The following is a 26,363-nucleotide window of genomic DNA, read 5'->3' as shown; positions in this document are numbered from 1 at the left end:
CTGGGGACCGACCGACCAGACCCCACCCGAAGGCGCGAACGATGACCCCACCGAGCCCGAGCCCCAACTCCAGCCCCGACCCCAACCCGGCTGCGTCCACGGCCGCACCGCACCCGGTCGACCACGAACTGGTCCGCGCGGCCACGGCCCTCGCCGCCACCGCCTGCCGGGGCGACAACCACACCGTCGCGGCGGCGGGCCGCGCCCGGGACGGCCGCATCGTCACCGCCGTGAACGTCTACCACTTCACCGGCGGCCCCTGCGCCGAGCTGGTGGCGATCGGCGCCGCCGCGACCCAGGGCATCGACGACCTCGTGGCGATGGTCGCCGTGGGCGACCGCGACCGCGGGGTGATCCCGCCGTGCGGCCGCTGCCGCCAGGTGCTGCTCGACTACTTCCCCGCGCTCCACGTCGTCGTCGGCCCCGCGGACCGGCTGCGGTCCGTCCCGGTCGCCGAGTTGCTGCCCGAGAGCTACGTGTGGGCCGACCACCAACTCGACGCGTCCCAAGACGCGCCCGAATAAAGGGAGTTACGATCGAAAGGTGGCGCGCAGCAGCTCCCGGCCCCGCCGGCTCACCGTCGGTGACACGACGTTCCTGTGGTCCGTCCGGCACCGGCACGACGGCGAGCCCGGGCGCTGGACCGACTGCCGCGAAGTGCTCTGCGTGCGCCGGCTCGACACGCGCGGCGGGCTGCGGATCGTCTTCCGCGGCGGCCCCGGCCGGCTCGTCCCCGACGGCTACGCCCCCTCCGGCGCCGTCGGCACCGCGGACGGCCCCTGGCTCAACCTCCACGAACCGGGCACCGTAAGGGCGTTCCTCGACGAGGCCACCGCACGCGGCTGGGACCCCGCCGCCCCGGCGCCCCAACAAGTCGACGGCTGGCCCCTGTTCAGCGCCGCGGCCGCGCGCAGACGAAGCACGGCACCTGGTGCGGCCTCGGGTGCGCCGCCGCACCGATCCCCCTGAGGCCCGGCGCCGGGCGCGCCAGCCCCTACGCCGCGCCCGCCCCACGCGAGTTCATGACCGGGGTCGGGCCCTACGCGGACTCCACCAGGTCGCGCAGCCGCTCCAGGTCGGCGGTGACCATCGCGGCGTCGCGCGCGAAGTCGGCGTCGCTCGTGCCCGGTTGGCGGCGCAGCGTGAAGACCACCACGCTGCCCACGCCGTCGGCGATCACCCGGACCGGGTTGTGGACGGTCTCCCCCGACGGCAGTGTCACGTCGTGGTCGAGCACCCCCAACTCGTTGTGCGGGGCGAAGGCCACCACGACCCGGCCCATCGGCGAGTCCGCCGCGACCCACTCGCCCCCGACCTGCTCGATCGACCCGCCCAGCCCGCGGGCCCAGGCGGGCAGGTTCGCCGGGTCGGACGCGTACGCGTAGACCTCGCCGACCGCGCGGTCGATGTACACCCCGATATTCCGTGACCCCGCACCGTCGTTCGCCATACGCCCGATCCTAGGGCGGCCCGCCCTCCGCCGTCGCAGGCCGCGCGAAACGCGCCGCCGGCCGCCGCACTCGGCGGGCGTGCCTCCCCCCGGGCACCCGGGCATCCCCGGCACCCCGGCCCCGCAGGAGCCCGGCACCCCGGATGCGCGGGGCGGGAGTTGCGCAGGGTTTGTGTGGGACGCGCCTGGCGTCGGGGACACGGGTTGACGGGGCGAAACCGGGGCACTAGACCTTCTGTCTGACCAGAAGAGAGCGCTCTCACAGAGCGGTGCGGCCTGTACACGGTCCCCCACCCGGACAGGAGCAACTCATGGCAGCAGTATGCCCGCGGCAGGCGCGGGAGCCGGGTCGCAAACGGTTCCGGCCGCCCCCGGCCCGCCGCGAACCGCCCGCGTGGCCGGCCGCGCGCACCGGGCCGCGGCGCGCCCCGTGAACCGCGCACGCCTTCCGGTCACTTCGGCGCCGACGGGCGCTACCCCCCACATTTTCCGATCGGGACAGGAGACCACATGTCCAGCGGACCACTGCCAGAGCAGGAGATGACGCAGGGCGCCCCGCCGCTGACCGGCCTGGCCGCGCGGCGGCGCCGCAGGTCGCGGGCGCGGCTGGCGCTGACCGCGGTGGCCGTCGCCGCGCTGAGCCTCGCCGGGATGACCGCGGCGACGGGCACCGGCAGCGCGGCAGCCCCGGCCTCGCACGCCGCCGTCGCCGTCGCGCCCAGCGACGTGCCCGCGCCCCCGGCCGGCTTCACCACCACCTGGAGCGACGACTTCAACGGCGCCTCCGGCACCGGCGTGCCCTCCTCGGACTGGAAGTACGACACCGGCCCGGGCAGCAACTTCGGCACCGGTGAGATCGAGACGATGACCGACAGCACGTCGAACGTGTACGAGGACGGCAACGGCCACCTCGTGCTGAAGGCGCTGCACGACGGTTCGGACCCGGCCTCCGGCTGGACGTCGGGCCGGATCGAGACGCAGAGCGACAGCTTCGGCGCGCCCGCCGGCGGCGTGGTGATGATGCAGTCCTCGATCCAGCAGCCGGACCTGACCACGGCCAACGGGGCCGGCTACTGGCCGGCGTTCTGGATGCTCGGCTCGACGCTGCGCGACGGCGTGACCTGGCCGACCTCCGGCGAGGTGGACATCCTGGAGGACATCAACGCCCGCAGTTCGGTCTTCGGCACCCTGCACTGCGGCACCAACCCGGGCGGCCCGTGCAACGAGTCGACCGGCATCGGCTCCGGCGAGCACGCCTGCTCCGGCTGCCAGACCGGCTACCACACGTACGCGGTGCAGATCGACCGCTCGACCTCGCCCGAGCAGATCCGCTGGTACCTCGACGGGCAGAACTACTTCACCGTCAACTCCACCCAGGTCGACGCCACCACGTGGGCGAACGCGGTGGACCACCCGTTCTTCATCATCTACGACCTGGCGATGGGCGGCGGCTTCCCCGACGCGTTCGGCGGCGGCCCCAACGCCTCGACCGTCTCCGGCGGCCAGATGAACGTCGACTACGTGGCGGTCTACAACAAGGCCCCGTAAGGCCACCGGTCGCAAGCGCCACCGCACGGGACGCGGGTGGGCCGTATCCGCCGTACGGCCGACGGTCACACGGTCACACGGTCACACGGTCACACGGTCAGGACAATCTTCCCGGTCGCGTGCCCGGCCTCGCTCTCGCGCTGTGCGTCGGCCGCCTGCGCGAGCGGGTACGTGCGGTGCACGGCGAGCCGAAGTTTCCCGGTCGCGAGCAGTTCCAGGGCCTCGGCGACCGCGGGCCGGCTGCGGTCGGCGTCACCGCCGCCGGTGAAGGCGACCCCGGACTCCTTCGCGGTCGCGGCGTTCGCCACGGTGATGACGCGCGCGGTGCCCCCGGTCAGCTCGACCGAGTCGGCGAGCGCCTGCGGCCGGCCCGCGAGGTCGAACGCGGCGTCCACCCCGTCCGGCGCGACCTCCCGCACCCGCGCCACCAGCCCGTCGCCGTACACGACCGGTACGGCGCCCAGCGACCGCAGCCGGGCGTGGTTGGCCTCGCTCGCGGTGCCGATCACCTTCAGGCCGCGGCCGACCGCGAACTGGACGGCGACCGAGCCGACCCCGCCGGCCGCGCCGTGGATGAGCAGGGTCTCGCCGGGGTGCAGGTCGAGGCGTTCCAGGGCGCGGTAGGTGGTCTCGGCGGCGACCAGCAGGGAGGCCGCCTCGGCCCAGTCCAGGCCGGCGGGCTTGGGCAGGAGGGCGTCGGCGGACGCGAGCGCCTGCTCGGCGTAGGCGCCGGTGGCCACCCGGCCGAACACCTCGGTGCCGACGGCGAGATGGGTGACGTCGGGGCCGACCGCCTCGATCACGCCGGACGCCTCGACACCGGGGACGTAGGGGAAGGTCACCGGGAAGACCTCCTGCATGGCGCCCGACCTGATCTTGCTGTCGATCGGGTTGACGCCCGCGGCGCGTACGGCGAGGCGCACCTGTCCGGGCCCGGGCTCCGGCAGTTCGATGTCGGTGGCGTGCAGCACGTCCGCGCTGCCGAACTCGGTGAGGGCGATGGCCTTGGTCATGGCGGGTCCGTTCCTGGGTGGGCCGACTGCTCGACGGCGTGCGGGGTACGGCGTTGCTGGTCGCGGTCGCGGTGATCGCGTACCACCTTCCAGCATCCCTCACCGGCCCGGCCGACCCGTCCTGCTCCCGGGCGGATTCCGCGCGGGCGAAAGCCGGTTCGCCCGGCCGGCCGACCCGTGCCCGCCCGGTGGCGCGCTACGTCGCCAGCGCCCTCGGCGCGCTGGGCGCGGGTTCGCGCGGGCAGGCGGTGGCGGCGGCCCACAGCACGGGGCCCGCCCCGGGCGCCGTGGCGGCGAGGGCGGCCGCGATCCGGGCGGCCCGCACCCCCCGCGCGGCGGGCCGGCCCGATCCGACCCGGACTCGGCCCCGGATGCGGGTACGGACCCGGATACGGGCCCAGGTGCGCGCTCCGGCTCCGGTCCCGGTCCGGGTCCGGGCGAAGACGTACCGCAGCAGCAGGAAGCGTGCGATGCCGGCGGCGCCGGAGGCGGCGAGGTAGACGCCCTGCCGCAGCAGGGCGCCGCCGCCGGTGTGCAGGGCGTCGTAGCCGAGCAGCGCGCCGGTGGTGAAGAGGTACGACAGCAGGACGGTCAGCCCGCTCGCGCAGTGGTCGCTCCAGCCGGCCCGGCCGCGCCGGAAGGTGAAGCGGGTGTGGAGTTCGGTGGCGAGCAGGGTGGTGGCGACGGTGACGACGGCGTTGGCGGCGGCGACCGGCGCCCGGTCGCCGACCAGCAGCAGCGCGGCGCTGCCGAGCAGGGTGACGCCGCCGCCGAAGACCACGAACCGCACGAACGCCGGCAGCGCGCGCACCGCCGCCGGGGCGGTACGCTCTTGCGCTGCTGCCATGCTGCCTGCCACGGGCTCTCCTCGTGTTGCCGACCGACCACCCGACCTTCTCGTGGCGGCGCGGCCCGGCCCATCCGGCGCATCCCCGGACTTCCTCGGGGGCTTACCCCACCACCAGGTCAGGGACCGCCCCCTACAGGGTCTCACCAGTCACATAAGCATTCTCTATATGAAAAGGTCATGAGAGAGTTTAGCCATCATTTACAAGGTGGTGGCACATGTCACCCTTTCATCCCCAAGTAATATGCCCGGTTTGTGGCGAGTGACACGCTTGCCAAACTTGCTCTTGCACCCCGACCCGTGCCACAGTCGTAGACAACGGCCGCCACCGACCCGGGCTCGGCCGTTCCAGGACCGCCGCGGAACACCCCCCCTGCTTCGCGGCGATGTAGAAGAGGCCCCCCGCAGTCATCCCCCCCGACGCGCGGAGGGCCTCTTCCCTTTCAGATCCGGTCCATGACCCGCAGCTCGAACCATGTGGTCTTGCCGCGCGCATGGAGATCGACGCCCCACCGGTCGGAGAGCTTGTCGACCAGGAACAGTCCGCGCCCGCTGGTGTCCATCTCGCGCACCGGCAGCCGGCAGGGCAGCGCCCGCGACGGGTCCCGCACCTCCACCCGCACCCGCCCGCGCCGCCGGTGCATCCGCAGCCCGCAGGTGCGGGCACCGGTGTGCCGTACCGCGTTGCCGACCAGCTCCGAGACGAGGAGCTCCACCGTGTCCGCGAGGTGCGGCAGCCCCCAGCCGCGCACCACCGACAGCGCCAGCCGGCGGGCGAGGGCGGCCGACTCCGGCCGCGAGGTGAGGTGCACCTCCTTGACCGAGGGGTCGCCGAGCCGCTCCAGCGCCCGCGCGGCCGCGGCCGCCACGTCGTCGGGGTCGTCGTCCACCTCCGCGCGTCCGTCCGCGGCGCCGCAGGCCGGGCGGTCGCCGGCAGCGTCGGCCGCGGGGCGGGCCGGGGTCACCATGGCCGCCAGAGGTGCCGTGGCAACCTCCTGAGCCGCCTGCCGTGACTGCTCCGCTCCACCCCGTCCCGCCATGCCCTCATGATGGCCGTAACGGGACGGCTTCGCCCGGTAACCCGGCTAATTCATCTGAACCGGCGTCACCTCCGCCACCTGCGCCCCGCGCGGCGGCGGCCCGGCGGCCCGGGCGGACCGCCGCGGGATCAGGCGAACTCCGCCTTGCCCGGGCCGTTCTCGATGAAGCTGCGCATACCGGTCTCGCGGTCCTCGGTGGCGAACAGCGCGGCGAACAGGGTGCGTTCGAGGGTGAGCCCGCTGGACAGGTCGGTGTCGAGCCCGCCGTCCACGGCCTCCTTCGCGGCCCGCAGCGCGTACGCCGGGCCGCGCGCCAGCCGCCGCGCCCACTCCAGCGCCTGCGGGTACACCTGGTCGGCCGGCACCACCCGGTCGACCAGGCCGATCGCCAGCGCGTCGGCCGCGGTGACCATCCGGCCGGTGAAGATCAGGTCCTTCGCACGCGAGGGGCCCACCAGCCGGGCCAGCCGCTGGGTGCCCCCGGCGCCCGGGATCAGCCCGAGCAGGATCTCCGGCTGGCCCAGCTTGGCGTCCTCCGCGGCGATCCGGATGTCCGCGCACAGCGCCAGCTCGCAACCGCCGCCCAGCGCGTAGCCGTTGACGGCCGCGACCACCGGCTTGGGGATGCGGGCGACCGCGGTGAAGGCGTCCTGGAGGCCGCGCGAGCGGTCCACCATGTCCTGGTACGACATCGCCCGCATCTCCTTGATGTCCGCGCCCGCCGCGAACACCTCCGGGCCGCCCCACACCACCACCGACCGCACGTCCGCCCGCGCGGCCGCCTGCTCGGCCAGCTCCTTGAGCAGGTCCTGCATCGCCGCGTCCAGCGCGTTCATCGGCGGCCGGACCAGCCGGATGGTGCCGACGCCGTCTTCGACCTCAAGGGTCACCGGGGTATCAGTCATGCCCGGAGCGTACGACGACGGCCCGCCCCCGCGAAGGGACGGGCCGTACCTACCTCACCACGGTGAGCGAGCCAAAGGGCGCGCCGGTGTCGAAAGGGAGATCACGCGGAGGCCCCGACGAAGGAGGGGCTGAGCATGATCGACCGTCGACACCGGGTCGAAGCGCCCGGAGGCGAGCGAACACAATCAAGAAGTCCACTCGCTCCAGGGCATGTTCCAGCCGTTGAGGCCGTTGTACCACTGGACGGTCTTGTCCTTGGAGTTGATCACCTGGACGACGTCCCCGATGATCGAGTTGTTGTAGAACCAGGCGGCCGGGGTGTCGGGGTCGCCCGCGCCGCGCACGTCGTGCAGGCCGACGCAGCCGTGGCTGGTGTTGCTGTGGCCGAAGACGGAGGTCGCGGCCCAGTAGTTGCCGTGGATGAAGGTGCCGGAGTTGGTCAGCCGCATCGCGTGCGGCACGTCCGGGATGTCGTACTCCCCGCCGAAGCCGACCGTGTCGCCGTTCATCCGGGTCTTGATGTACTTCTCCGAGATCACCATCTTGCCGTTGTAGGTGGTGTGGTCCGGAGCGCCCGAGGAGATCGGGATGGTCTTGAGCACCTTGTTGTCGCGGTAGACGGTCATCGTGTGCTTCGCGGCGTCCACCACGCTGACCTGGCGGCGGGCCACCGTGAAGTGCACCGACTTGTTCTGCTTGCCGTACACCCCTGGCGCGCCCTCGACCCCGTCGAGGTCCAGCTTGAGGGTGACCTTGGTGCCGGCCGCCCAGTAGTCCTGCGGGCGGAAGAACAGCTGGGTGTCGCCGTTCCAGTGGCCGGCGATCGGCACGGACGGCGAGGCGGTCACGCTCAGCCCGGCCTCGACGGCCTTCTTGTTGGTGATCGGCCGGTTGAAGTTGAGGTACACCTCCATGCCGACCCCCACCGTGGAGTTGTCCTCGGGGGTGAAGAACCCGACGAAGGTGTCCTTCGGCACGACCGTGGTGAAGGTCGCGTGCTTGTCGGACTCGCGGCCCGAGGAGTCCTTCGCGGCGGCGTCCACCGTGTACTCGGTGGAGGTGTTCAGATGGCCGCTCGGCGCCCACGACAGGCCGTCGGCGGCGATGCTGCCGTCGACCGCGTTGCCCTTGTCGTCCTTCACGGTCACCGACGACAGCTTGCCGTTGGACGCCGACACCTTGAGCGCGCCGGTGGTCGCGACGTTGCTCGCACCGTCCTTGGGCGCGATGTCGACCACCGCCTTCGAGACGGTCGTGTCGGTGGCGCTGGTCGACGCGCCACCGCCCTTGCCGTCATCGCTGCCGGAGCTCGCCTTGCTGCCGCCGTTCGGACCGCACGCGGTCACCACCAGCATCAGCGCGCCGAGCACCACAGCCGCGGCCGCGTGCCGTCTGGCACGCCGGGCCCCACCTATCGGCTTCACAGTTCCTGTTCCCCTATTCCCCATACCGCGACACACCCGAACTCCCCCTGCCAGCGCAAGAAAACCATACGAAGTAGGAGCACGCCGCCACGGGAATGTCACCGTTTCGTCCCAACTGCCATCAGGGCGTCTACCCCGGGGACATGGGCAGTCAACACGCGGTTCACCCGCACGGTTCCGTACGGCGCGGCACAGGGCCGCGGCACGGGGGCACGGCATGGCGCTGCGGATCAGGGTCACGGCACAGGGTCACGGCACAGGGTCACGGCATGGCGCCGCGGCTCAGAGCGCGGACCCGGCCGTCCACTCCGGCCAGCTCAGGTTCCAGCCGCTCATCCCGTTGTCCGGGGCGACCACGGCGTCCGGCGAGTTCACCACCTCCACGGTGTCACCGACCAGGGACTGCCCGTAGAACCACCCGGCGGGGGTGTCCGCGCCGCCGCCCTTGACGTCCCGCAGGCCCACGCAGCCGTGGCTGACGTTCGCCGTGCCGAACACGCTCGGCGGCGACCAGTAGTTGCCGTGCACGAAGGTGCCGGAGGCGGTCAGCCGCATCGCGTGCGGCACGTCCGGGATGTCGTACTCCCCGCCGAAGCCGACCGTGCTGCCGTTCATCCGGGTCACCGCGTACTTCTCGGAGATCATCATGATGCCGTTGTACGTGGTGTGCGCGTCGCTGCCCGCGGAGATCGGCAGCACCCGCAGCGGGCGGCCGTCGCGGACGACGGTCATGGTGTGGGCGAGCACGTCCACGGTGCTGTGCTGGTCGCGGCCGATGGCGAAGGACATGTCCTTGGACTGGGTGCCGCGCACACCCGGGGCGCCCTGCACACCGCGCAGCCGCAGGTGCAGGGTGACGCGGGTGCCCGCGCGCCAGAAGCGGGCCGGGCGCAGGTCCAGCCGCCGGTCGCCGAACCAGTGGCCGGTGACCTCGACCGGCGGCACGCTGGTGACGCTGACGCCGCGCTCGACCGCGGCCCGGTCGGTGATGTCCCGGGTGAAGTCCAGGGAGATGATCATCCCGGTGCCGACGGTGGTGCCCTGCTCCGGGGAGTAGATGCCCACGAACGTCGGCGGTTTCGTCGTCGGGTGCGGGCGGGCCGAGCCGTGCGGCTTGCCGTCGGAGCCGCCGCCCGAGCCGCAGCCGGCCACCAGCACGGCCAGCGCGGCCACCGAGGCGGCGAGCACCGCGAGCGGTCCCCGTGCCGTACGGCGGGCGCGCGGCACCCCGTACGGGACCGTGCCGGCTGTCCCGCGCGCCGTCCCGGCCCTCCCGCCGCCGGCTCCCGCGCCCGTCATGTCCCCCGCAGCATCACCCGTCACATCACGTGTCACGCAAGGTCAACGATGTCGTGCCGCGTTGGTGACTGCACAGCGGCGTCAGGGTGACGGCCCGGCCACCGGGGAACAATCCCTGCGAGGAGCGCGACGCGTGCGGGGACCGCGAAGGGTGCGCGGACTGCTCAGGGACGGTCGGCCGCCGGGCACGGGACGCCCCGCGGCACCGGGGAGCCGCTGGAGGGCTGAGACATGTCCGAGACCCGTGAGTTCGACGCCGAACGGGCCGAGCCGTTCCCCGAGCCGGGCCCGGGCGCCGGCCCCGCAACCCGCCCGCCGGGCATACCCGGGGCCCCGGCCGCACCGCCGGGGCCGCGCACCGGCCGCCGTACGCCCCCGCCCGCCGGCCGCACACCGCCGTCCGCCACCACCACTGTCTGGCCCGGCTCCCCGCAGCCGCTCGGCGCCCGCTTCCACCCCGGCCCGGACGGCACGCCCGGCACCAACTTCGCGCTGTGGGCCGGCGGCGCGGAGTGGGTGGAGGTGTGCCTGTTCGCCGACGACGGCACCGAGACCCGCGCCCCGCTGACCGAGCTGACCCACGAGGTGTGGCACGGCTTCGTCCCCGGGGTGCGGCCCGGGCAGCGCTACGGCCTGCGGGTGGGCGGCCGCTGGGACCCGTGGACCGGCGCCCGCTGGAACCCGGCGAAGCTGCTGCTCGACCCGTACGCGCGGGCGGTCGACGGCAGCTTCCGCACCGCGGCCCCCGAGGTGTACGGCCATGTGCGCGACTGGCCGGAGGCGGGCCTCGCCGACACCGTGCGCGACGACCGGGACTCCGCGCCGTACGTCCCCAAGGGCGTGGTGGTCGAGGACGACGACGACTGGCGGGACGACCGCCGCCCCAAGACCCCCTGGTCGGACACGGTCATCTACGAACTGCACGTGCGCGGCTTCACCCGGCGGCACCCCGGCATCCCGCCGGAGCTGCGCGGCACCTACGCCGGGCTGGCCCACCCGGCCGCGATCGCGCACCTGACCCGGCTGGGCGTCACCGCGGTGGAGCTGCTGCCGGTGCACCAGTCCGCCGACGAGGAGCACCTGCTGCGCCGCGGGCTGAGCAACTACTGGGGCTACAACTCGATCGGCTACTTCGCCCCGCACGCCGCCTACAGCGCCAGCGGCAGCCGGGGCGGCCAGGTCGGGGAGTTCAAGCGGATGGTGCGCGCGCTGCACGCGGCGGGCATCGAGGTGCTGCTCGACGTGGTCTACAACCACACCGCCGAGGGCGGCCAGGGCGGCCCGACGCTGTCGCTGCGCGGCATCGACAACCGCGGCTACTACCGGCTGGGCGCCGACGGCCGCGGCTACACGGACTACACCGGCTGCGGCAACACCCTGGACGTGGTGCGGCCGCACGTGCTGCGGCTGATCACCGACAGCCTGCGCTACTGGGTCACCGAGATGGGCGTGGACGGCTTCCGCTTCGACCTCGCCGCCGCGCTCGCCCGCTCGCTGCACGACGTGGACATGCTCTCGCCGTTCCTCGCGGTGATCGCCCAGGACCCGGTGCTGCGCCGGGTGAAGCTGATCGCCGAGCCGTGGGACGTCGGCGCCGGCGGCTACCAGGTGGGCGCGTTCCCGCCGCTGTGGACCGAGTGGAACGACCGGTTCCGCGACACCGTACGGGACTTCTGGCGCGGCGCGACCACCGACGTGCGCGACCTCGGCTACCGCCTGTCGGGGTCGAGCGACCTCTACGACTGGGGCGGCCGCCGGCCGTACGCCTCCGTCAACTACGTCACCGCGCACGACGGTTTCACCCTGCGCGACCTGGTCAGCCACGACCGCAAGCACAACGCGGCCAACGGCGAGGACGGCCGGGACGGCAGCGATGACAACCGCTCCTGGAACTGCGGCGCGGAGGGCGACACCGAGGACCCGGCCGTCCTGGCGCTGCGCCACCGCCAGCTGCGCAACCTGCTCGCCACCCTGCTGCTGTCCACCGGGGTGCCGATGCTGGTGGCCGGCGACGAGATGGGCCGCACCCAGCAGGGCAACAACAACGCCTACTGCCAGGACAACCCGACCGGCTGGGTCGACTGGTCGCTGTGCGAGGACCCGTCCTACGCGGCGCTGCTCGACCTGACCGCCCGCCTGATCGCGCTGCGCCGCGCGCACCCGGTGCTGCGCCGCGGCGGCTTCTTCTCCGGGCTGTCGCTGACGCCGGACGGGCTGCCGGACGTCACCTGGTTCGGGCCGGACGGGCGGGAGCTGGCCGAACGGGACTGGTTCGCGCCGTCCGCGACCCTGGGGATGCTGCTGTCCGGACGGGACATCCCGCAGCGGGACGCGCGCGGGGAGCCGGTGGTCGACGACAGCTTCCTGCTGATCGTGCACGCCGGTGCGCGGGAGCTGGAGTTCACGCTGCCCGGGGTGCCGTGGGCGGCGGGGTACGAGGCGGTGCTCGACACCGCGGCGGAGGGCGACGGGAGCGGCGGCGGTCAACTCCTGTCGGACGGCGGGACGTTGACGGTCGCGGCCCGGTCGGTGCGGCTGCTGCGGGTACGGCCGGCCGCGCAGTGAGCCGGTCGGCCCGGGCGGGCTCGCGGAACCGGGCATCTCGCAGGTCAGAACCCTGTGGAAATCACCGAGTGGTCCAGTCCATATTGGCACCGTGAGCACTCCGCAACCCGGACCCGAAGTCACTGCCGCCGCTTCGGGGTTCACGGTACGCCCGGCCGCCGGCCCGCTGTGGTCGGCGAACTTCCGCGCCTTCTTCACCGCCCGCACGGTGGCGATGCTCGGCGACACCATGCTGCCCGTCGCGCTGTCGGCCGGTCTGCTGGGCTACGGCTACTCCGCCGGCGACATCGGGCTGGTGATGGCCGCGTCCACCGCGTGCTTCGCGGGGTTCGTGGTCTTCGGCGGGGTGTTCGCCGACCGGTTCGACGCCCGCGCGATGATGGTCGGCGCGGACCTGGTGCGGGTCTGCACGCAGTCCACCGCGGCGGTGCTCTTCGCCGTCCACCAGGTGCGGCTGTGGGAGGTGGCGCTGATCGCGGTGGTCAACGGCATCTGCGCGGCGATGTTCCAGCCGGGGGTGGCCAGCACGATCGTGCGCGTCGCGGACGACGTGCAGGGCGCCAACGCCGTCATCCGCACCGCCGAGTCCGTCGCCGGGCTGGTCGGGCCGGGGTTGGCGGGGGTGCTCGTCGGGTTCACCTCCACCGGTGTGGTGTTCGCCGCGCACGCCGGTACGTACCTCGCCAGCGCGCTGTGCCTGCTCTCGCTCCGGCTGCCGCCCCCGCCGCCGCGGCTCGCCGCCGCCGTCTCGTCCTTCCGGGCCGATCTGGTCGAGGGCTGGCAGGAGTTCCGGGCCCGCACGTGGATGTGGTCGGTGATCCTCGTGTGGATGGTGTACATGGTGTGCACGGTCGGGCCGTACACGCCGCTCGCCGCCGCGCAGATCATCCCCGCGCACGGGGCGGGCGCGTACGGGCTGGTCAACTCCGCGCTCGGCGGGGGTACGGCGCTCGGGGCGCTGTGCGCGATGCGGCTGCGGTCCGCGCGGCCGCTGCGGGCGGGGTCGCTCGCGCTGTTCGGGGTGGCGCTGATGCCGACGTCCGTCGGTCTCGGCCTGCCGGTCTGGGCGATCGCCTGCTGCGTGCTGGTGGCAGGGGCGTGTTCGGCGTACTGGGGTGTCAACTGGGCGACCAGTGTGCAGACCCATGTGCCCGGGGACATCCTCAACCGCATCCACGCGTACGAAGTGGCCGGGTCCATTGCGATGGTGCCTGTCGGGCAGGCGCTGGCGGGGCCCGCGTCCGCGGTGTTCGGTGCGCGGGATGTTCTTCTTGTCGGCGGGGTGGTGCCGTTGGTCGTCGCCGCGACGCTTCTCGGGATTCGGTCCGTGCGGAGCCTCCCCGGCAGGTAGCTCCGCGGGTTCAGCCGCGCCCCCCGTTCGCGGGGTGCCCCCGCCGCCCGGGTCCGCGCCCCCGGTGGGCCCGCGCCATGCGCCGCTGCGGTGCACGAGCTTGCCCGGGCACGCCCGGTGGGGGTGCGGCCAGCCGCCGCTGCGGTGCCCCTTCTCGCCCGGGTGCGCGCCGGTGGGTGGCTGGGCGCGCAGTTCCCCGCGCCCCTACGCCGCCCCCGGCAGCACCGTCCCTGAACCCCGGTGGGCCCGCGGCCATGCGCCGCTGCGGTGCACGAGCTTGCCCGGGTGCGCCCGGTGGGGCTGCGGCCAGCCGCCGCTGCGGTGCCCCTTCTCGCCCGGGTGCGCGCCGGTGGGTGGCTGGGCGCGCAGTTCCCCGCGCCCCTGCGCCGCCTCCGGCGGCACGGTTCCTGGGCCTCGGTGGGCCCGCGGCCATGCGCCGCTGCGGTGCACGAGCTTGCCCGGGCGCGCCCGGTGGGGGTGCGGCCAGCCGTTGCTGTGGGGCCGGCCGTTGGTGGGGGGTGATGGCAGGGGGTGTCATGGGGTGTTAGGGTTGATGACAGTGGCTGACATCGGGGTGGCCGGATGGCTGGTCGCCCGTGTGCGAGGAGGTTGGGTCATGCGTGTGTTCGTTACGGGTGCGTCGGGTTGGATCGGGTCGGCGGTGGTGCCGGAGCTGCTGGGGGCGGGGCACCAGGTCGTGGGGCTGGCGCGGTCGGACGCGTCGGCGGAGGCACTGGTGAAGGCGGGGGCCGAGGTGGTGCGGGGCACCCTCGACGACGTGGAGACGCTGAGGGAGGCGGCCGAGGGGGCGGACGGGGTCATCCACTTGGCGTTCAAGCACGACATCGCGTTCAGCGGCGGGTTCGAGGCGGCCGCGGACGCGGACCGGCTGGCCATCGACACGTTCGGCGACGTGCTCGCCGGGACGGGCAAGCCGCTGGTGATCGCGGGGGGCGTGCTCGGGCTGACCCCGGGCCGGGTGCTGACCGAGGAGGACGGGCTGACGGGCCTGGCGGACGACCACGGGGCGGGCCCGTCGAAGCGGATGGACAACGCCCGGGCCACCGTCGCCCTCGCCGACCGCGGGGTCCGCTCCTCCGTGGTGCGCCTGCCTCCGACCGTGCACGGCGACGGCGACCAGGGCTTCGTGCCCACCATCATCAGCGCCGCCCGCACCAACGGCCGCTCCGCCTACGTCGGCGACGGCACCAACCGCTGGCCGGCGGTCCACCGCTCCGACGCGGCGACCCTCTTCCGGCTGGCCGTGGAGTCCGCCCCCGCGGGGTCCGTGCTGCACGCGGTCGGCGAGGAGGGCGTGGCCCTGCGCGACGTGGCCGAGGTGATCGGCCGCCACCTGGACGTGCCCGTGGCGTCGATCTCCCCGGAGGACGCGCCCGCGCACTTCACCTGGATGGCGACCTTCGTCGGCCTGGACAGCCCCGCCGCCAGCACCCGCACCCGCGAACTGCTGGACTGGCGGCCGGCCGGCCCCGGCCTGCTCGAAGACCTCGACCAGGGCCACTACTTCACCGGCCCGGCCGCCTGAGACCCGGCTGCCCAAGGCCCCGCCGGGCTACACCAGGCTGTCCGCCCACGCCTGGTGCAGTCCGGCGAAGTCACCGTCGGCGGCGATGAGTTCGGCGGGGGCGCCGTCCTCGACGACGCGCCCGGCCCGCATCACCAGCACCCGGTCGGCGATCTCCACCGTGGACAGCCGGTGCGCGATGATCACCGCGGTGCGGCCGCGCAGCACCGTGTCCATGGCGTGCTGCACCGCCTGCTCGCCGGGGACGTCGAGCGAGGAGGTCGCCTCGTCGAGGATGAGGACGGCCGGGTCGGCGAGCAGCGCCCGGGCGAAGGCGACGAGTTGGCGCTGCCCCGCGGAGATCCGGCCGCCGCGCTTGCGGACGTCCGTGTCGTAGCCGTCGGGCAGCGCCGCGATGAAGTCGTGCGCGCCGATCGCCTTGGCCGCGGCCTCGACCTCCTCGCGGGTGGCGTCCGGCCGCCCGATGGTGATGTTCTCCGCCACGGTGCCGGAGAAGAGGAACGCCTCCTGGGTGACCATGATCACCCCGCGGTGCAGGTCCTCCCGGCCGAGGTCGCGCAGCGGCACCCCGTCGAGCAGCACCCGGCCGTCGGTCGGGTCGTAGAAGCGGGCCAGCAGCTTGGCGAGCGTGGACTTGCCGGCGCCGGTCGCGCCGACCACGGCGACGGTCTGCCCGGCCGGAATGCGCAGGTCGAAGGCGGGCAGCACCTCCCCGCCGGTCCGGTAGGCGAACCGCACGCCGTCGAAGACGACCTCCCGCCCGGGCAGCGCGCCCGCCGCGCGGGACGGCAGCGGCACCGGCTGCGCCGGCTCGGGCACCGTGGGCGCCTGCGCGAGCAGCCCGGCGATCTTCTCCAGCGACGCGGCCGCGGACTGGTAGGAGTTGAGGAACATCCCGAGCCGGTCGATCGGGTCGTACAGCCGCCGCAGGTAGAGCACGAAGGCGGCGAGGACGCCCAGCGCCATGCTGCCGCCGGCCACCCGGTAGGCGCCCCACAGCACCATCCCGGCGATCGTGACGTTGGCGATCAGCCGGGAGCGGACGACGTAGCGCGCCATCTCCAGGATCGCGTCGCCGTTGGCCCGGTAGTGCCGCTCGTTGAGCTCGGCGAACGCCGTGTCGTTGGGCTGCTCGCGGCGGAACGCCTTGACCGGGCGGATGCCGTTCATCGTCTCGGTGAACTTCACGATCACCGCCGCGATCGCGGTGGAGCGCCTGCGGTACGCCTCGACCGCGCGCCGCTGGTAGCTGCGGATGGCCAGGTACAGCGGCCCGTACGACACCAGGGTCAGCAGGCCGAGCTTCCAGTCCAGGAAGAGCAGCAGGGCGGTGATGTACACCGCGGACAGCACGACCTCCACGAGTTCGTCGAGGCCGTCGTTGAGCAGTTCGCGGATCGACTCGACGTCGGAGGTGGCGCGGGCGATCAGCCGGCCGGAGGTGTACCGCTCGTGGAAGTCGAGGCTGAGGGTCTGGGCGTGCCGGAAGATCCGCCCGCGCAGGTCGACCAGGACGTCCTGGCTGACCCGGGCGGCGGTCCTGATGAAGACCCGTTGCAGCACGCCGGCCGCGACGCCGCAGCCGATGTAGCCGCAGGCCACCGCGACCAGCGGGCCGTGCCGCCCGTCGCGGACCGCGGGGATGGCGTGGTCGATGGCGTAGGCGACGAGCAGCGGGCCGACCTGGACGGCGGCCTGCTGCACCAGCAGGTAGATCGCGGCGGCCCACACCCGGGCGGAGTGCGGGCGCAGCAGCGAGCGCAGCAGGGTGAGCTGGGCGTTGCGCGGTGCCGGGAGGACGTCCCGGTCGAACGGGTCGGCGGTGTCGACGAGTTCGGCGGTCATCGGGCGTCGCTCCCTTCGAGGGCGGCGAGTCCGCCGGGCCGGTGCGCGGCGCCGGGGCCCGCGGGTGTTCCACGTGGTGGCCGGCCGGGTGCGGCGGCGCCGTCGGCCGGCGCGCCGGACATCAGGTAGCGGTACTCGGCGCTGTCGCGCAGCAGTTCCGCGTGGGTGCCGACCGCGGTGATCCGGCCGTCGGCGAGCAGGGCCACGCGGTCGGCGAGCATGACGGTGGAGGGCCGGTGGGCGACCACCAGCGCGGTGGTCGCCCGCAGTACGTCGCGCAGTGCGGCCTCGACCAGGGCCTCGGTGTGCACGTCGAGCGCGGAGAGCGGGTCGTCCAGTACGAGGAACTGCGGGCGGCCGACCACCGCCCGGGCCAGCGCGAGGCGCTGCCGCTGGCCGCCGGACAGGCTCAGCCCCTGCTCGCCGACCTGGGTGTCCAGGCCCTGCGGCAGGGCGTCGACGAAGTCGCACTGGGCGACGGCCAGTGCCCGCCGGACGTCCTCCTCGTCGGCGCCCTGCGGCCCGGCGCCCATCTCCACGTTCTCCCGGACGGTGGCGGAGAAGAGGGTGGGTTCCTCGAAGGCGACGGCGACGAGTTCGCGCAGCCGGCCGGGGGCCAGGTCCGCGGTGTCGACGCCGTCCAGGGTGATCCGGCCGCCGGTGGCGCGGTGCAGCCGGGGCAGCAGCGCGGTGAGGGTGGTCTTGCCGCAGCCGGTGGCGCCGACCAGGGCCATGGTCTCGCCGGGGCGGATGTGCAGGTCGATGCCGCGCAGCAGTTCGGGGCTGTCCGGCGGCGCGTCGGGGTAGCGGAAGCGGACGCCGGCCAGCCGGATGCCGTCGGGGCGATCCCCGCGGTCGGCGGTGGCTGCGGCTGCTGCGTCGGCGGTACCGGGGGCGTCGGCGGCATCGGGGGTGTCGGCGGCATCGGCGGTCCGCGGGGTGTCGCGGACCTCGAAGTAGCGGTCGGCGGCGGTGGCCGACTCGTTGCTCATCGCGAGCAGGAAGCCGATCGACTCCACCGGCCAGCGCAGGGTGAGCGCGGTGGACAGGAACGCCACCAGGGTGCCGGCCGACAGCCGGTCGTCGGCGACCCGCAGCGCCCCGACCACGAGGGCGGCGCCGAGGGCGATCTCCGGGAGCGTCATGATGACCGCCCAGATGTTGGAGAGCAGCCGCGCCTTGTCGATCTCGGTGTCCCACAGCGCGCGGGTCTGGCGGCGGAAGGACGCGGCCTGGCTGCGGTGCCGGCCGAACGCCTTGATGATGCGGATGCCGAGCACGGACTCCTCGACGAGGGTCGCGAGGTCGCCGGCCTGGTCCTGGGCCCGGCGGGCGGCGAGCGCGTAGCGGGTCTCGAAGTAGGAGCACAGGATCATCAGCGGCACGGCCGGGGCGAGCAGCAGCAGTCCCAGCAGCCACGACTGGGCGAAGAGGATCGCGAAGCCGATCAGCACCGTGGCGCCGTTGACCACCAGGAACACCAGCGGGAAGGCGAGGAACATCCGCAGGATCTGGAGGTCCATGGTGGCCCGGGAGAGCAGTTGGCCCGACGCCCAGCGGTCGTGGAAGTCGACCGGGAGCCGCTGCAGGTGCTCGTAGAGGTCCTTGCGCATGGCGGCCTCGACGCCGGCCAGCGGGCGGGCCACCAGCCAGCGGCGGACGCCGAACAGGCCCGCCTCCAGCAGCCCGAGCAGCAGGACGATGCCGCCGCCGAGCCACACCCCGCCCGGGTCCCGGTCCTGCACCGGGCCGTCGACCATCCACTTGAGCACCAGCGGGATGAACAGCGACATGCAGGACGCCACCACCGCCACGACCGCCGACAGGGCCAGTCTCGCCCGTACCGGTCTGACGTACGGCCACAGCCGGCGCAGGGAGCGGACGGTGGATCGGTGGCGGTGGTCGGGCGCGGTCGTGTCGCTGGTGGCAGAGGTCACTTGTCGACACTAGGCCCACCGTGTGACAGCGCTCATCCGGTTTTCCGGCCGGGGCCGGGGCGTGGACCGGCCTGCGCTCGGCCGGACTGGTTTTTGCCGTTTTCCACCGGTGTGGGGTGATCGGCACCCGGGGTCCGATTCCGTACAGTGCGGTGTTGGAAACCCGCAATACCCCGTAGGAGATGGATTATGGCAACCGGAACCGTGAAGTGGTTCAACTCGGAAAAGGGCTTCGGCTTCATCGAGCAGGACGGCGGCGGCTCCGACGTCTTCGCCCACTACTCCAACATCCAGGCCACCGGCTACCGTGAGCTGCTGGAGGGCCAGAAGGTGGAGTTCGACGTCACGCAGGGCAACAAGGGACCGCAGGCGGAGAACATCCGCATGCTCAACGGCGCGGTCTGAGGACGGCCGCCGGCTCCGGCCCCCGTGGCTGAGCTCAGGCCCGCACCGACCAGCTCGGTGCGGGCCTTCCCCGTCTCCCCTAGCGCAGCACTCCCGCGGTCATGCCCTCGGTCTCCGGCGGCACCGCGACCAGGCCCGGTTCGGCCGGGTCGGCGAGCAGCGGATGCGCCGGCAGCACCCGCGCGGTGTAGCCGAACGCGCCGGTACGGTCCAAGGTGAGCGACCCCTCGAAGGTGCAGCGGCCCGCCACGTCGGGCCGCGCCACCGGTTTGAGGGACTGCGCGACGGGCGCGGTCAGCCGGTCGCCGGCGTCCACCGGCCCGGACAGCAGCTGCACGTCCACGTCCGACGGGTCGAGCCCGCCCAGCGCGACCTGCACCCGCAGGGTGAGGGTGGCGCCCAGCTCCGCGTCCTCACCCACCGCGCCGGCCGCCGCCACGGCCTCCACCTCGTCGACCGCGACCCGCGGCCACTCCTGGCGCACCCGGCGCTTCCATCCGGCCAGTTCGGCGGCGGCCGGGCCCTGGACCGCGCGGTGCGAGCGGGCCGCCGGGGCGTAGAGCTGTTCGACGTAGTCCCGGACCATCCGCCCGGCGAGCACCTTCGGGCCCAGCACGGTCAGGGTGTGCCGGACCATCTCGATCCAGCGGCTCGGCAGGCCGTCGCGGCCCTGGTCGTAGAAGCGCGGGGCGACCTGGTGCTCCAGCAGGTCGTAGAGCCCGGCCGCCTCCAGCGCGTCGCGCCGGTCCTCGTCGGCGACGCCGTCGGCGGTGGGGATCGCCCAGCCGTTCTCGCCGTCGTACCACTCGTCCCACCAGCCGTCGCGGACCGACAGGTTGAGGCAGCCGTTGAGGGCGGCCTTCATCCCGGAGGTCCCGCACGCCTCCAGCGGGCGCAGCGGGTTGTTGAGCCAGACGTCGCAGCCGGGGTAGAGGGTGCGGGCCATCCGCATGTCGTAGTCGGGCAGGAAGACGATGCGGTGCCGCACCCGCGGGTCGTCGGTGAACCGCACCAGCTCCTGCACCAGCCGCTTGCCGCCCTCGTCGGCGGGGTGCGCCTTGCCGGCCACCACGATCTGGATCGGCCGCTCCGGGTGCAGCAGCAGCGCCGCCAGCCGCTCCTTGTCGCGCAGCATCAAGGTCAGCCGCTTGTAGGACGGCACCCGGCGGGCGAAGCCGATGGTCAGCACGTCCGGGTCGAGGACCTGGCCGGTCCAGCCCAGCTCGGCGTCGTCGGCGCCGCGCTGCCGCCAGGACGCGCGCAGCCGGTCCCGTACGTCCGCCACCAGGCGTTCGCGCAGGGTGCGGCGCAGCTCCCACACGGCGGCGTCCGGCACGCCGGCGACCGCCTCCCAGCGCTCGGCGCCGCCGACGGTCAGGGCGTCCTCGGCGCGGGAGGCGCCGAACTGGCGGCTGCCGAGCCGCAGCACCTCCGGCGCCACCCAGGTCGGGGCGTGCACGCCGTTGGTGATGGAGGTGATCGGCACGTCCTGCGGGTCGAAGCCGGGCCACAGCCCGGCGAACATCTCCCGGCTGACCGCGCCGTGCAGGGTGGACACGCCGTTGGCGCGCTGGGCCAGCCGCAGGCCCATCACGGCCATGTTGAACAGGTCCGGGTCGCCGCCGGGGTAGGTCTCCCGGCCCAGTTCCAGGACGCGGGCGACGTCCACGCCGGGCAGTTCGCCGCCGTCGCCGAGGTGGCGGGCGACCAGGTCGCGGGTGAAGCGGTCGATGCCGGCCGGGACCGGGGTGTGGGTGGTGAACACGGTGCCGGCCCGTACGGTCTCCAGGGCCGCGTCGAAGTCGAGGCCGTCCAGGGAGAGTTCCCTGATGCGCTCCAGGCCGAGGAAGCCGGCGTGGCCTTCGTTGGTGTGGAAGACCTCCGGCTGCGGGTGGCCGGTGATCCGGCAGTAGGCGCGGACCGCGCGGACCCCGCCGATGCCCAGCAGTATCTCCTGGAGCAGCCGGTGCTCGCTGCCGCCGCCGTAGAGCCGGTCGGTGACGTCGCGTTCGGCCGGCTGGTTGGGTTCGGTGTCGGAGTCGAGCAGCAGCAGCGGCACCCGGCCGACCCGCACCAGCCAGATCCGGGCGGCCAGGGTGCGGCCGCCGGGCAGCGCCAGGGTGATGCGGGCGGTGCTGCCGTCGGCCTCCCGCAGCGGACTGATCGGCAGCGAGTCCCGGTCCGGCACCGGGTAGTGCTCCTGCTGCCATCCGTCGCGGGACAGGCTCTGCCGGAAGTAGCCGTGCCGGTAGAGCAGGCCGACCCCGACCAGCGGTACGCCCAGGTCGCTGGCGGCCTTGAGGTGGTCGCCGGCGAGGATGCCCAGGCCGCCGCTGTACTGCGGCAGCGCCGAGGTGATGCCGAACTCGGGTGAGAAGTAGGCGACGGCGGCGGGCAGGTCGGTCTGCTCCTGGTACCAGCGGGGGGCGGTGGTGTAGTCCGCGAGCTCCTCGGCGGCGGCGGACAGCCGGCGCAGGAAGCGGCGGTCGGCGGCGAGGGCGGCCAGCCGCTGTTCGGAGACGGCGGCGAGCAGCCGGACGGGGTCGCCCTGGGCGGTCTGCCAGCCGGCGGGGTCGATGCTGCGGAACAGCTCCCTGGTCTCCTCGTGCCAGGACCAGCGTAGGTTCGAGGCCAGTTCCCCCAGCGGGCGCAGAGGTTCCGGCAGGACGGTGCGCACGGTGAATCGACGGATTGCCTTCACGTCTTCGACCGTAGCCCGGGTGCCGGGGGGCCGGGGGGGTTGTCCACGATCTCCTGGGCCAAACGCCCGAACGGCGGCTCACCGGGGCGAAGCGGCCCCGGGGCCGGGCGCGGGCGCGCCCGGGTGGGCCCGCCCGCCGTCCGGGTGCGGCCGCCGCCGGGGCGGCGGGCGGCCCGGGGGCACGGCGGTGCCCGGGCGGTGCGGCGCCGCCGGCCGGGCACGACGGCGTGCGAGCGGTGCTCCGGCGGCGTGCTGCCCCGGCAGGCGTACGCGGGGGCGCGCCGCGGGGCGCAGACCCCCGGTGACGAGCGCGGGTAAGGGGCGCGGCCGCTCGGCGGATCGGTCACCGCGAACGCGCGCACTTCGCGCCGCGCTACCGAAACGCCGTCAGGTGGTGCGTTCAGGCCGGGAAGCGTGGGCAGGCTCGCACATGTGACGTCCCGCACCGGCGGCCACCCGGGTGAACCCCTCCTGGAGCGACCTCGCGGGCGAGCCGGTTCGGCCAAGAGCAGTTAAAAAGTAGCGAGGCTCCCTACCGGGCGGCCCCGCCGTCCCGTCCCCCGCAGCCGACCCCAGAACGTCCCGGCAGATCCGGTCAGCCGGCCCCGCCGGCCCCGCCGTCCGCACGTCAGTCGAGCAGTCCCGTCCCGAGCTGTCAGGTGAGGAAATGATCGGTCGTATCCCCGTCGTCGACGTCGAGCCGAGTGTGGACTGCGGCCGCAGGCCCGCCAAGGCGGTGGTCGGCGAACGGTTCCAGGTGACCGCCACCGTCTTCCGCGAGGGCCATGACGCGGTGGCGGCGAACGTGGTGCTGCGCGACAGCTCGGGCCGCTCGGGGCCGTGGACGCCGATGCGGGAGCTGGCGCCGGGCACCGACCGGTGGGGGGCGCACATCACCCCGACGGCCGAAGGGCGCTGGACGTACACGGTCGAGGCGTGGTCGGACCCGGTGGCGACCTGGCGGCACACCGCGGGCATCAAGATCCCGGCCGGGATGGACACCGACCTGGTGCTGGCCGAGGGCGCGCGGCTGCACGAGCGGGCCGCGGCCGGAGTGCCCAAGGGCGACGGGCGGCCCGCGGTCCTGGCGGCGGTGGACGCGCTGCGCGACGCCTCCCTGGCGCCGGCCGCCCGGCACGCCGCGGCGCTGGCCCCGGAGGTGGTCGCGGCGCTGGACCGCTTCCCGCTGCGGGAGCTGGTCAGCGCCTCCCGGCCGATGCCGCTGCACGTCGAGCGCGAGCGGGCGCTGTTCGGGTCCTGGTACGAGCTGTTCCCGCGCTCGGAGGGCGCGAGCGCCGGGCCGGACGGGCGGCTGCGCTCGGGCACCTTCCGCACCGCCGCCGAACGGCTGCCCGCGGTGGCCGCGATGGGCTTCGACGTGGTGTACCTGCCGCCGATCCACCCGATCGGCACCTCCTTCCGCAAGGGCCGGGACAACAGCCTGACCGCCGGGCCGGACGACGTCGGCTCGCCGTGGGCGATCGGCTCGCCCGAGGGCGGCCACGACGCGGTCCACCCGGACCTGGGCACCCTCGCCGACTTCGACCACTTCGTGGCGCGCGCCCGCGACCTGCGCATGGAGGTCGCGCTCGACTTCGCCCTCCAGTGCTCGCCGGACCACCCCTGGGTCAAGGAGCACCCGGAGTGGTTCACGCACCGCCCCGACGGCAGCATCGCCTACGCGGAGAACCCGCCGAAGAAGTACCAGGACATCTACCCGATCGCCTTCGACCGGGACTTCGCGGGCATCGTGCGGGAGACGCTGCGGGTGCTGCGGCACTGGATGGCGCACGGGGTGCGGATCTTCCGGGTGGACAACCCGCACACCAAGCCGGTGGTGTTCTGGGAGAAGGTGATCGCCGACATCAACCGGACCGACCCCGACGTGATCTTTCTCGCCGAGGCGTTCACCCGCCCGGCGATGATGGCCACCCTCGGCAAGATCGGCTTCCAGCAGTCCTACACCTACTTCACCTGGCGCAACACCCGCGACGAACTCACCTCGTACGCGACCGAGTTGAGCGGCGACAGCGCCGCCTACATGCGGCCGAACCTGTTCGTGAACACCCCCGACATCCTGCACGCCTACCTCCAGCACGGCGGCCGGCCGGCCTTCGCCGCCCGCGCGGTGCTCGCCGCCACCCTCTCCCCGACCTGGGGGGTCTACGCCGGCTACGAGCTGTGCGAGGGCGAGCCGGCGCACCCCGGCAGCGAGGAGTACGCCCACTCCGAGAAGTACGAGCTGCGGCCGCGCGACTGGGCCCGGGCGGAGGCCGAGGGCCGCTCGCTGGCGCCGCTGCTCACCACGCTCAACCGGCTGCGCCGCCGGCACCCGGCGCTGCGGCAGCTGCGGGACATCACGTTCCACCCGGTGGACAACGAGGCCCTGCTCGCCTACTCCAAGCGGCACGGCGACGACGTGGTCCTGACGGTCGTCAACCTCGACCCCTTCCACACCCAGGAGGCGACCGTGTCGTTGAACATGGCGGCGCTCGGCCTCTCCTGGCACGAGTCGTTCCCGGTACGCGACGAGCTGACCGGCCAGACCTACCACTGGGGCAGGGACAACTATGTGCGGCTCGATCCGGGCCACGCGCCCGCGCACGTGCTGTCGCTGCGACCGTCTCCATCGATCGGAGGGTCACTCAGTTGATCGTCAACGAACCCGTTCCTGACACCTTCGAGGACACCCCTGCCAAGGACCGTGATCCCGAGTGGTTCAAACGGGCGGTGTTCTACGAAGTCCTCGTCCGCTCCTTCCAGGACAGCAACGGCGACGGCGTCGGCGACCTCAAGGGGATCACCGCCAAACTCGACTACCTGCAATGGCTGGGCGTGGACTGCCTGTGGCTGCCGCCGTTCTTCGCCTCCCCACTGCGGGACGGCGGGTACGACGTCGCGGACTACACCGCGGTGCTCCCGGAGTTCGGCGACCTCGCCGACTTCGTGGAGTTCGTGGACGCCACCCACCAGCGCGGCATGCGCGTCATCATCGACTTCGTCATGAACCACACCAGCGACCAGCACCCGTGGTTCCAGGCCTCCCGCAGCGACCCGGACGGGCCGTACGGCGACTACTACACCTGGGCCGACGACGACAAGCAGTTCTCCGACGCCCGGATCATCTTCGTGGACACCGAGACGTCGAACTGGACCTTCGATCCGGTCCGCAAGCAGTACTACTGGCACCGCTTCTTCTCCCACCAGCCGGATCTGAACTACGAGAACCCGGCCGTGCAGGAGGAGATCCTCGCCGCCCTGAAGTTCTGGCTGGACCTGGGCATCGACGGCTTCCGGCTGGACGCGGTGCCCTACCTGTACCAGGAGGAGGGCACCAACTGCGAGAACCTGCCGCGCACCCACGGCTTCCTGAAGAAGGTGCGCGCCGAGATCGACGCGCACTACCCGGACACCGTGCTGCTCGCCGAGGCCAACCAGTGGCCCGAGGACGTGGTCGACTACTTCGGCGACTTCCCGGCCGGCGGCGACGAGTGCCACATGGCGTTCCACTTCCCGGTGATGCCGCGGATCTTCATGGCGGTGCGCCGCGAGTCGCGCTACCCGGTCTCCGAGGTGCTGGCCAAGACCCCGGCGATCCCGGCGAACTGCCAGTGGGGCATCTTCCTGCGCAACCACGACGAGTTGACGCTGGAGATGGTCACCGACGAAGAGCGCGACTACATGTACGCGGAGTACGCCAAGGACCCGCGGATGCGCGCCAACATCGGCATCCGCCGCCGGCTGGCCCCGCTGCTGGACAACGACCGCAACCAGATCGAGCTGTTCACCGCGCTGCTGCTGTCGCTGCCCGGCTCGCCGATCCTCTACTACGGCGACGAGATCGGCATGGGCGACAACATCTGGCTCGGCGACCGCGACGGGGTGCGCACCCCGATGCAGTGGACCCCCGACCGCAACGCCGGGTTCTCCTCCTCCGACCCCGGCCGCCTCTACCTGCCGACGATCATGGACCCGGTCTACGGCTACCAGGTCACCAACGTCGAGGCGCAGATGAGCTCCCCCAGCTCGCTGCTGCACTGGACCCGGCGGATGATCGAGATCCGCAAGCAGAACCGGGCGTTCGGCGTCGGCTCCTTCACCGAGCTGTCGTCGAGCAACCCGGCGGTGCTCGCCTTCCTGCGCGAGGACGGCGACGACCTGGTGCTGTGCGTGAACAACTTCTCCCGCTTCGCCCAGCCCACCGAGCTGGACCTGCGGCAGTTCGCGGGCCGGCACCCGGTGGAGCTGATCGGCGGGGTGCGCTTCCCGGCGATCGGCCAGCTGCCGTACCTGCTCACGCTCGCCGGGCACGGCTTCTACTGGTTCCGGCTGCGCCGCGACCCGTCCTGACGGCGGGGGGCCGGCCGGACCGGCCCCTCGGCCTGACCCGCCGTCCGAGGTGCGCGGGCACCGCACCTTTGGGACGATCGAGCGAAACCCGCAGCAGCCCGTACGGCGGTTTCCTGTCACCCGCCCGGGGCAGGCT

At 73.5% G+C, this 26,363-nt stretch carries 19 protein-coding genes; 9 read left to right on the top strand and 10 right to left on the bottom strand.

What is annotated here, in order from left to right; genetic code table 11:
- Positions 1-41: 41 nt before the first annotated feature.
- Both AC3EVP_RS12510 and AC3EVP_RS12505 read left to right on the top strand, forming a co-directional pair.
- Positions 42-524, top strand: a complete 483-nt coding sequence (locus AC3EVP_RS12510) for a cytidine deaminase family protein (RefSeq protein WP_435129233.1) — start codon at positions 42-44, stop codon at positions 522-524.
- A gap of 19 nt (positions 525-543) precedes the next feature.
- A complete protein-coding gene (locus AC3EVP_RS12505) occupies positions 544-969 on the top strand; it encodes a hypothetical protein (RefSeq protein ID WP_335974532.1) in 426 nt (141 codons plus the stop codon).
- Between the two features lie 70 nt (positions 970-1,039).
- On the opposite strand, the gene AC3EVP_RS12500 is transcribed toward AC3EVP_RS12505, so the two are convergent.
- Positions 1,040-1,450 (bottom strand): SRPBCC family protein, encoded by a 411-nt coding sequence (locus tag AC3EVP_RS12500; RefSeq protein WP_435129230.1) that lies wholly within the window; start codon positions 1,448-1,450, stop codon positions 1,040-1,042.
- A gap of 510 nt (positions 1,451-1,960) precedes the next feature.
- On the opposite strand from AC3EVP_RS12500, the gene AC3EVP_RS12495 reads away from it, so the two are divergent.
- A complete protein-coding gene (locus tag AC3EVP_RS12495) occupies positions 1,961-2,998 on the top strand; it encodes a glycoside hydrolase family 16 protein (RefSeq protein ID WP_435129227.1) in 1,038 nt (345 codons plus the stop codon).
- An 89-nt stretch (positions 2,999-3,087) separates the two neighbouring features.
- Here AC3EVP_RS12495 and AC3EVP_RS12490 read toward each other — a convergent pair whose 3' ends face one another.
- From AC3EVP_RS12490 to AC3EVP_RS12465, 6 genes are all read right to left on the bottom strand, one after another.
- Positions 3,088-4,011, bottom strand: coding sequence for an NADP-dependent oxidoreductase (locus tag AC3EVP_RS12490; protein ID WP_435129224.1), 924 nt, complete (start codon positions 4,009-4,011; stop codon positions 3,088-3,090).
- Positions 4,012-4,207: 196 nt separating this feature from the next.
- On the bottom strand, positions 4,208-4,858 hold the full coding sequence (locus tag AC3EVP_RS12485) for a hypothetical protein (protein WP_435129221.1): 651 nt from the start codon (positions 4,856-4,858) through the stop codon (positions 4,208-4,210).
- 443 nt (positions 4,859-5,301) lie between these two features.
- Complete coding sequence (locus tag AC3EVP_RS12480) at positions 5,302-5,898, bottom strand: ATP-binding protein (RefSeq protein ID WP_335974556.1); 597 nt, start codon at positions 5,896-5,898, stop codon at positions 5,302-5,304.
- 128 nt (positions 5,899-6,026) lie between these two features.
- Positions 6,027-6,803: an enoyl-CoA hydratase/isomerase family protein gene (locus tag AC3EVP_RS12475; RefSeq protein ID WP_435129218.1), complete on the bottom strand. Its 777-nt coding sequence runs from the start codon at positions 6,801-6,803 to the stop codon at positions 6,027-6,029.
- 186 nt (positions 6,804-6,989) lie between these two features.
- The gene (locus AC3EVP_RS12470) at positions 6,990-8,252 is read right to left on the bottom strand and encodes a L,D-transpeptidase (RefSeq protein WP_435129215.1); all 1,263 of its coding nucleotides are present in this window, start codon (positions 8,250-8,252) and stop codon (positions 6,990-6,992) included.
- Between the two features lie 258 nt (positions 8,253-8,510).
- Positions 8,511-9,527, bottom strand: a complete 1,017-nt coding sequence (locus tag AC3EVP_RS12465; protein ID WP_435129212.1) for a L,D-transpeptidase — start codon at positions 9,525-9,527, stop codon at positions 8,511-8,513.
- A 231-nt stretch (positions 9,528-9,758) separates the two neighbouring features.
- On the opposite strand from AC3EVP_RS12465, the gene glgX reads away from it, so the two are divergent.
- From glgX to AC3EVP_RS12450, 3 genes are all read left to right on the top strand, one after another.
- Entirely contained in the window at positions 9,759-12,092 is a 2,334-nt protein-coding gene (gene glgX, locus AC3EVP_RS12460; RefSeq protein WP_435129209.1) for a glycogen debranching protein GlgX, read from the top strand.
- Between the two features lie 91 nt (positions 12,093-12,183).
- On the top strand, positions 12,184-13,443 hold the full coding sequence (locus tag AC3EVP_RS12455) for an MFS transporter (RefSeq protein WP_435129206.1): 1,260 nt from the start codon (positions 12,184-12,186) through the stop codon (positions 13,441-13,443).
- A 616-nt stretch (positions 13,444-14,059) separates the two neighbouring features.
- Positions 14,060-14,989, top strand: a complete 930-nt coding sequence (locus AC3EVP_RS12450; protein ID WP_435129203.1) for an SDR family oxidoreductase — start codon at positions 14,060-14,062, stop codon at positions 14,987-14,989.
- Positions 14,990-15,016: 27 nt separating this feature from the next.
- Here the strand turns inward: AC3EVP_RS12450 and AC3EVP_RS12445 are convergent, their stop codons facing one another.
- Both AC3EVP_RS12445 and AC3EVP_RS12440 read right to left on the bottom strand, forming a co-directional pair.
- Positions 15,017-16,834 (bottom strand): ABC transporter ATP-binding protein, encoded by a 1,818-nt coding sequence (locus AC3EVP_RS12445; RefSeq protein WP_335974577.1) that lies wholly within the window; start codon positions 16,832-16,834, stop codon positions 15,017-15,019.
- Positions 16,831-18,771, bottom strand: a complete 1,941-nt coding sequence (locus AC3EVP_RS12440) for an ABC transporter ATP-binding protein (RefSeq protein ID WP_435129200.1) — start codon at positions 18,769-18,771, stop codon at positions 16,831-16,833. The genes AC3EVP_RS12445 and AC3EVP_RS12440 overlap by 4 nt, the downstream gene beginning before the upstream one ends.
- 189 nt (positions 18,772-18,960) lie before the next feature.
- Here AC3EVP_RS12440 and AC3EVP_RS12435 point away from each other — a divergent pair, with 189 nt between their 5' ends.
- Positions 18,961-19,176, top strand: a complete 216-nt coding sequence (locus tag AC3EVP_RS12435) for a cold-shock protein (RefSeq protein ID WP_335974580.1) — start codon at positions 18,961-18,963, stop codon at positions 19,174-19,176.
- Between the two features lie 79 nt (positions 19,177-19,255).
- Here the strand turns inward: AC3EVP_RS12435 and glgP are convergent, their stop codons facing one another.
- The gene (gene glgP, locus AC3EVP_RS12430; RefSeq protein ID WP_435129197.1) at positions 19,256-21,877 is read right to left on the bottom strand and encodes an alpha-glucan family phosphorylase; all 2,622 of its coding nucleotides are present in this window, start codon (positions 21,875-21,877) and stop codon (positions 19,256-19,258) included.
- 667 nt (positions 21,878-22,544) lie between these two features.
- Here glgP and AC3EVP_RS12425 point away from each other — a divergent pair.
- Together AC3EVP_RS12425 and treS are read left to right on the top strand one after the other, a co-directional pair.
- On the top strand, positions 22,545-24,530 hold the full coding sequence (locus AC3EVP_RS12425; RefSeq protein ID WP_435129194.1) for an alpha-1,4-glucan--maltose-1-phosphate maltosyltransferase: 1,986 nt from the start codon (positions 22,545-22,547) through the stop codon (positions 24,528-24,530).
- A complete protein-coding gene (gene treS, locus AC3EVP_RS12420) occupies positions 24,527-26,227 on the top strand; it encodes a maltose alpha-D-glucosyltransferase (RefSeq protein WP_335974589.1) in 1,701 nt (566 codons plus the stop codon). Before AC3EVP_RS12425 ends, treS begins: the two co-directional genes overlap by 4 nt.
- Positions 26,228-26,363 lie beyond the last annotated feature (136 nt).

The sequence above is a fragment of the Actinacidiphila sp. bgisy144 genome (assembly GCF_057708105.1).
This window is presented reverse-complemented; position numbering and strand designations above follow the sequence as displayed.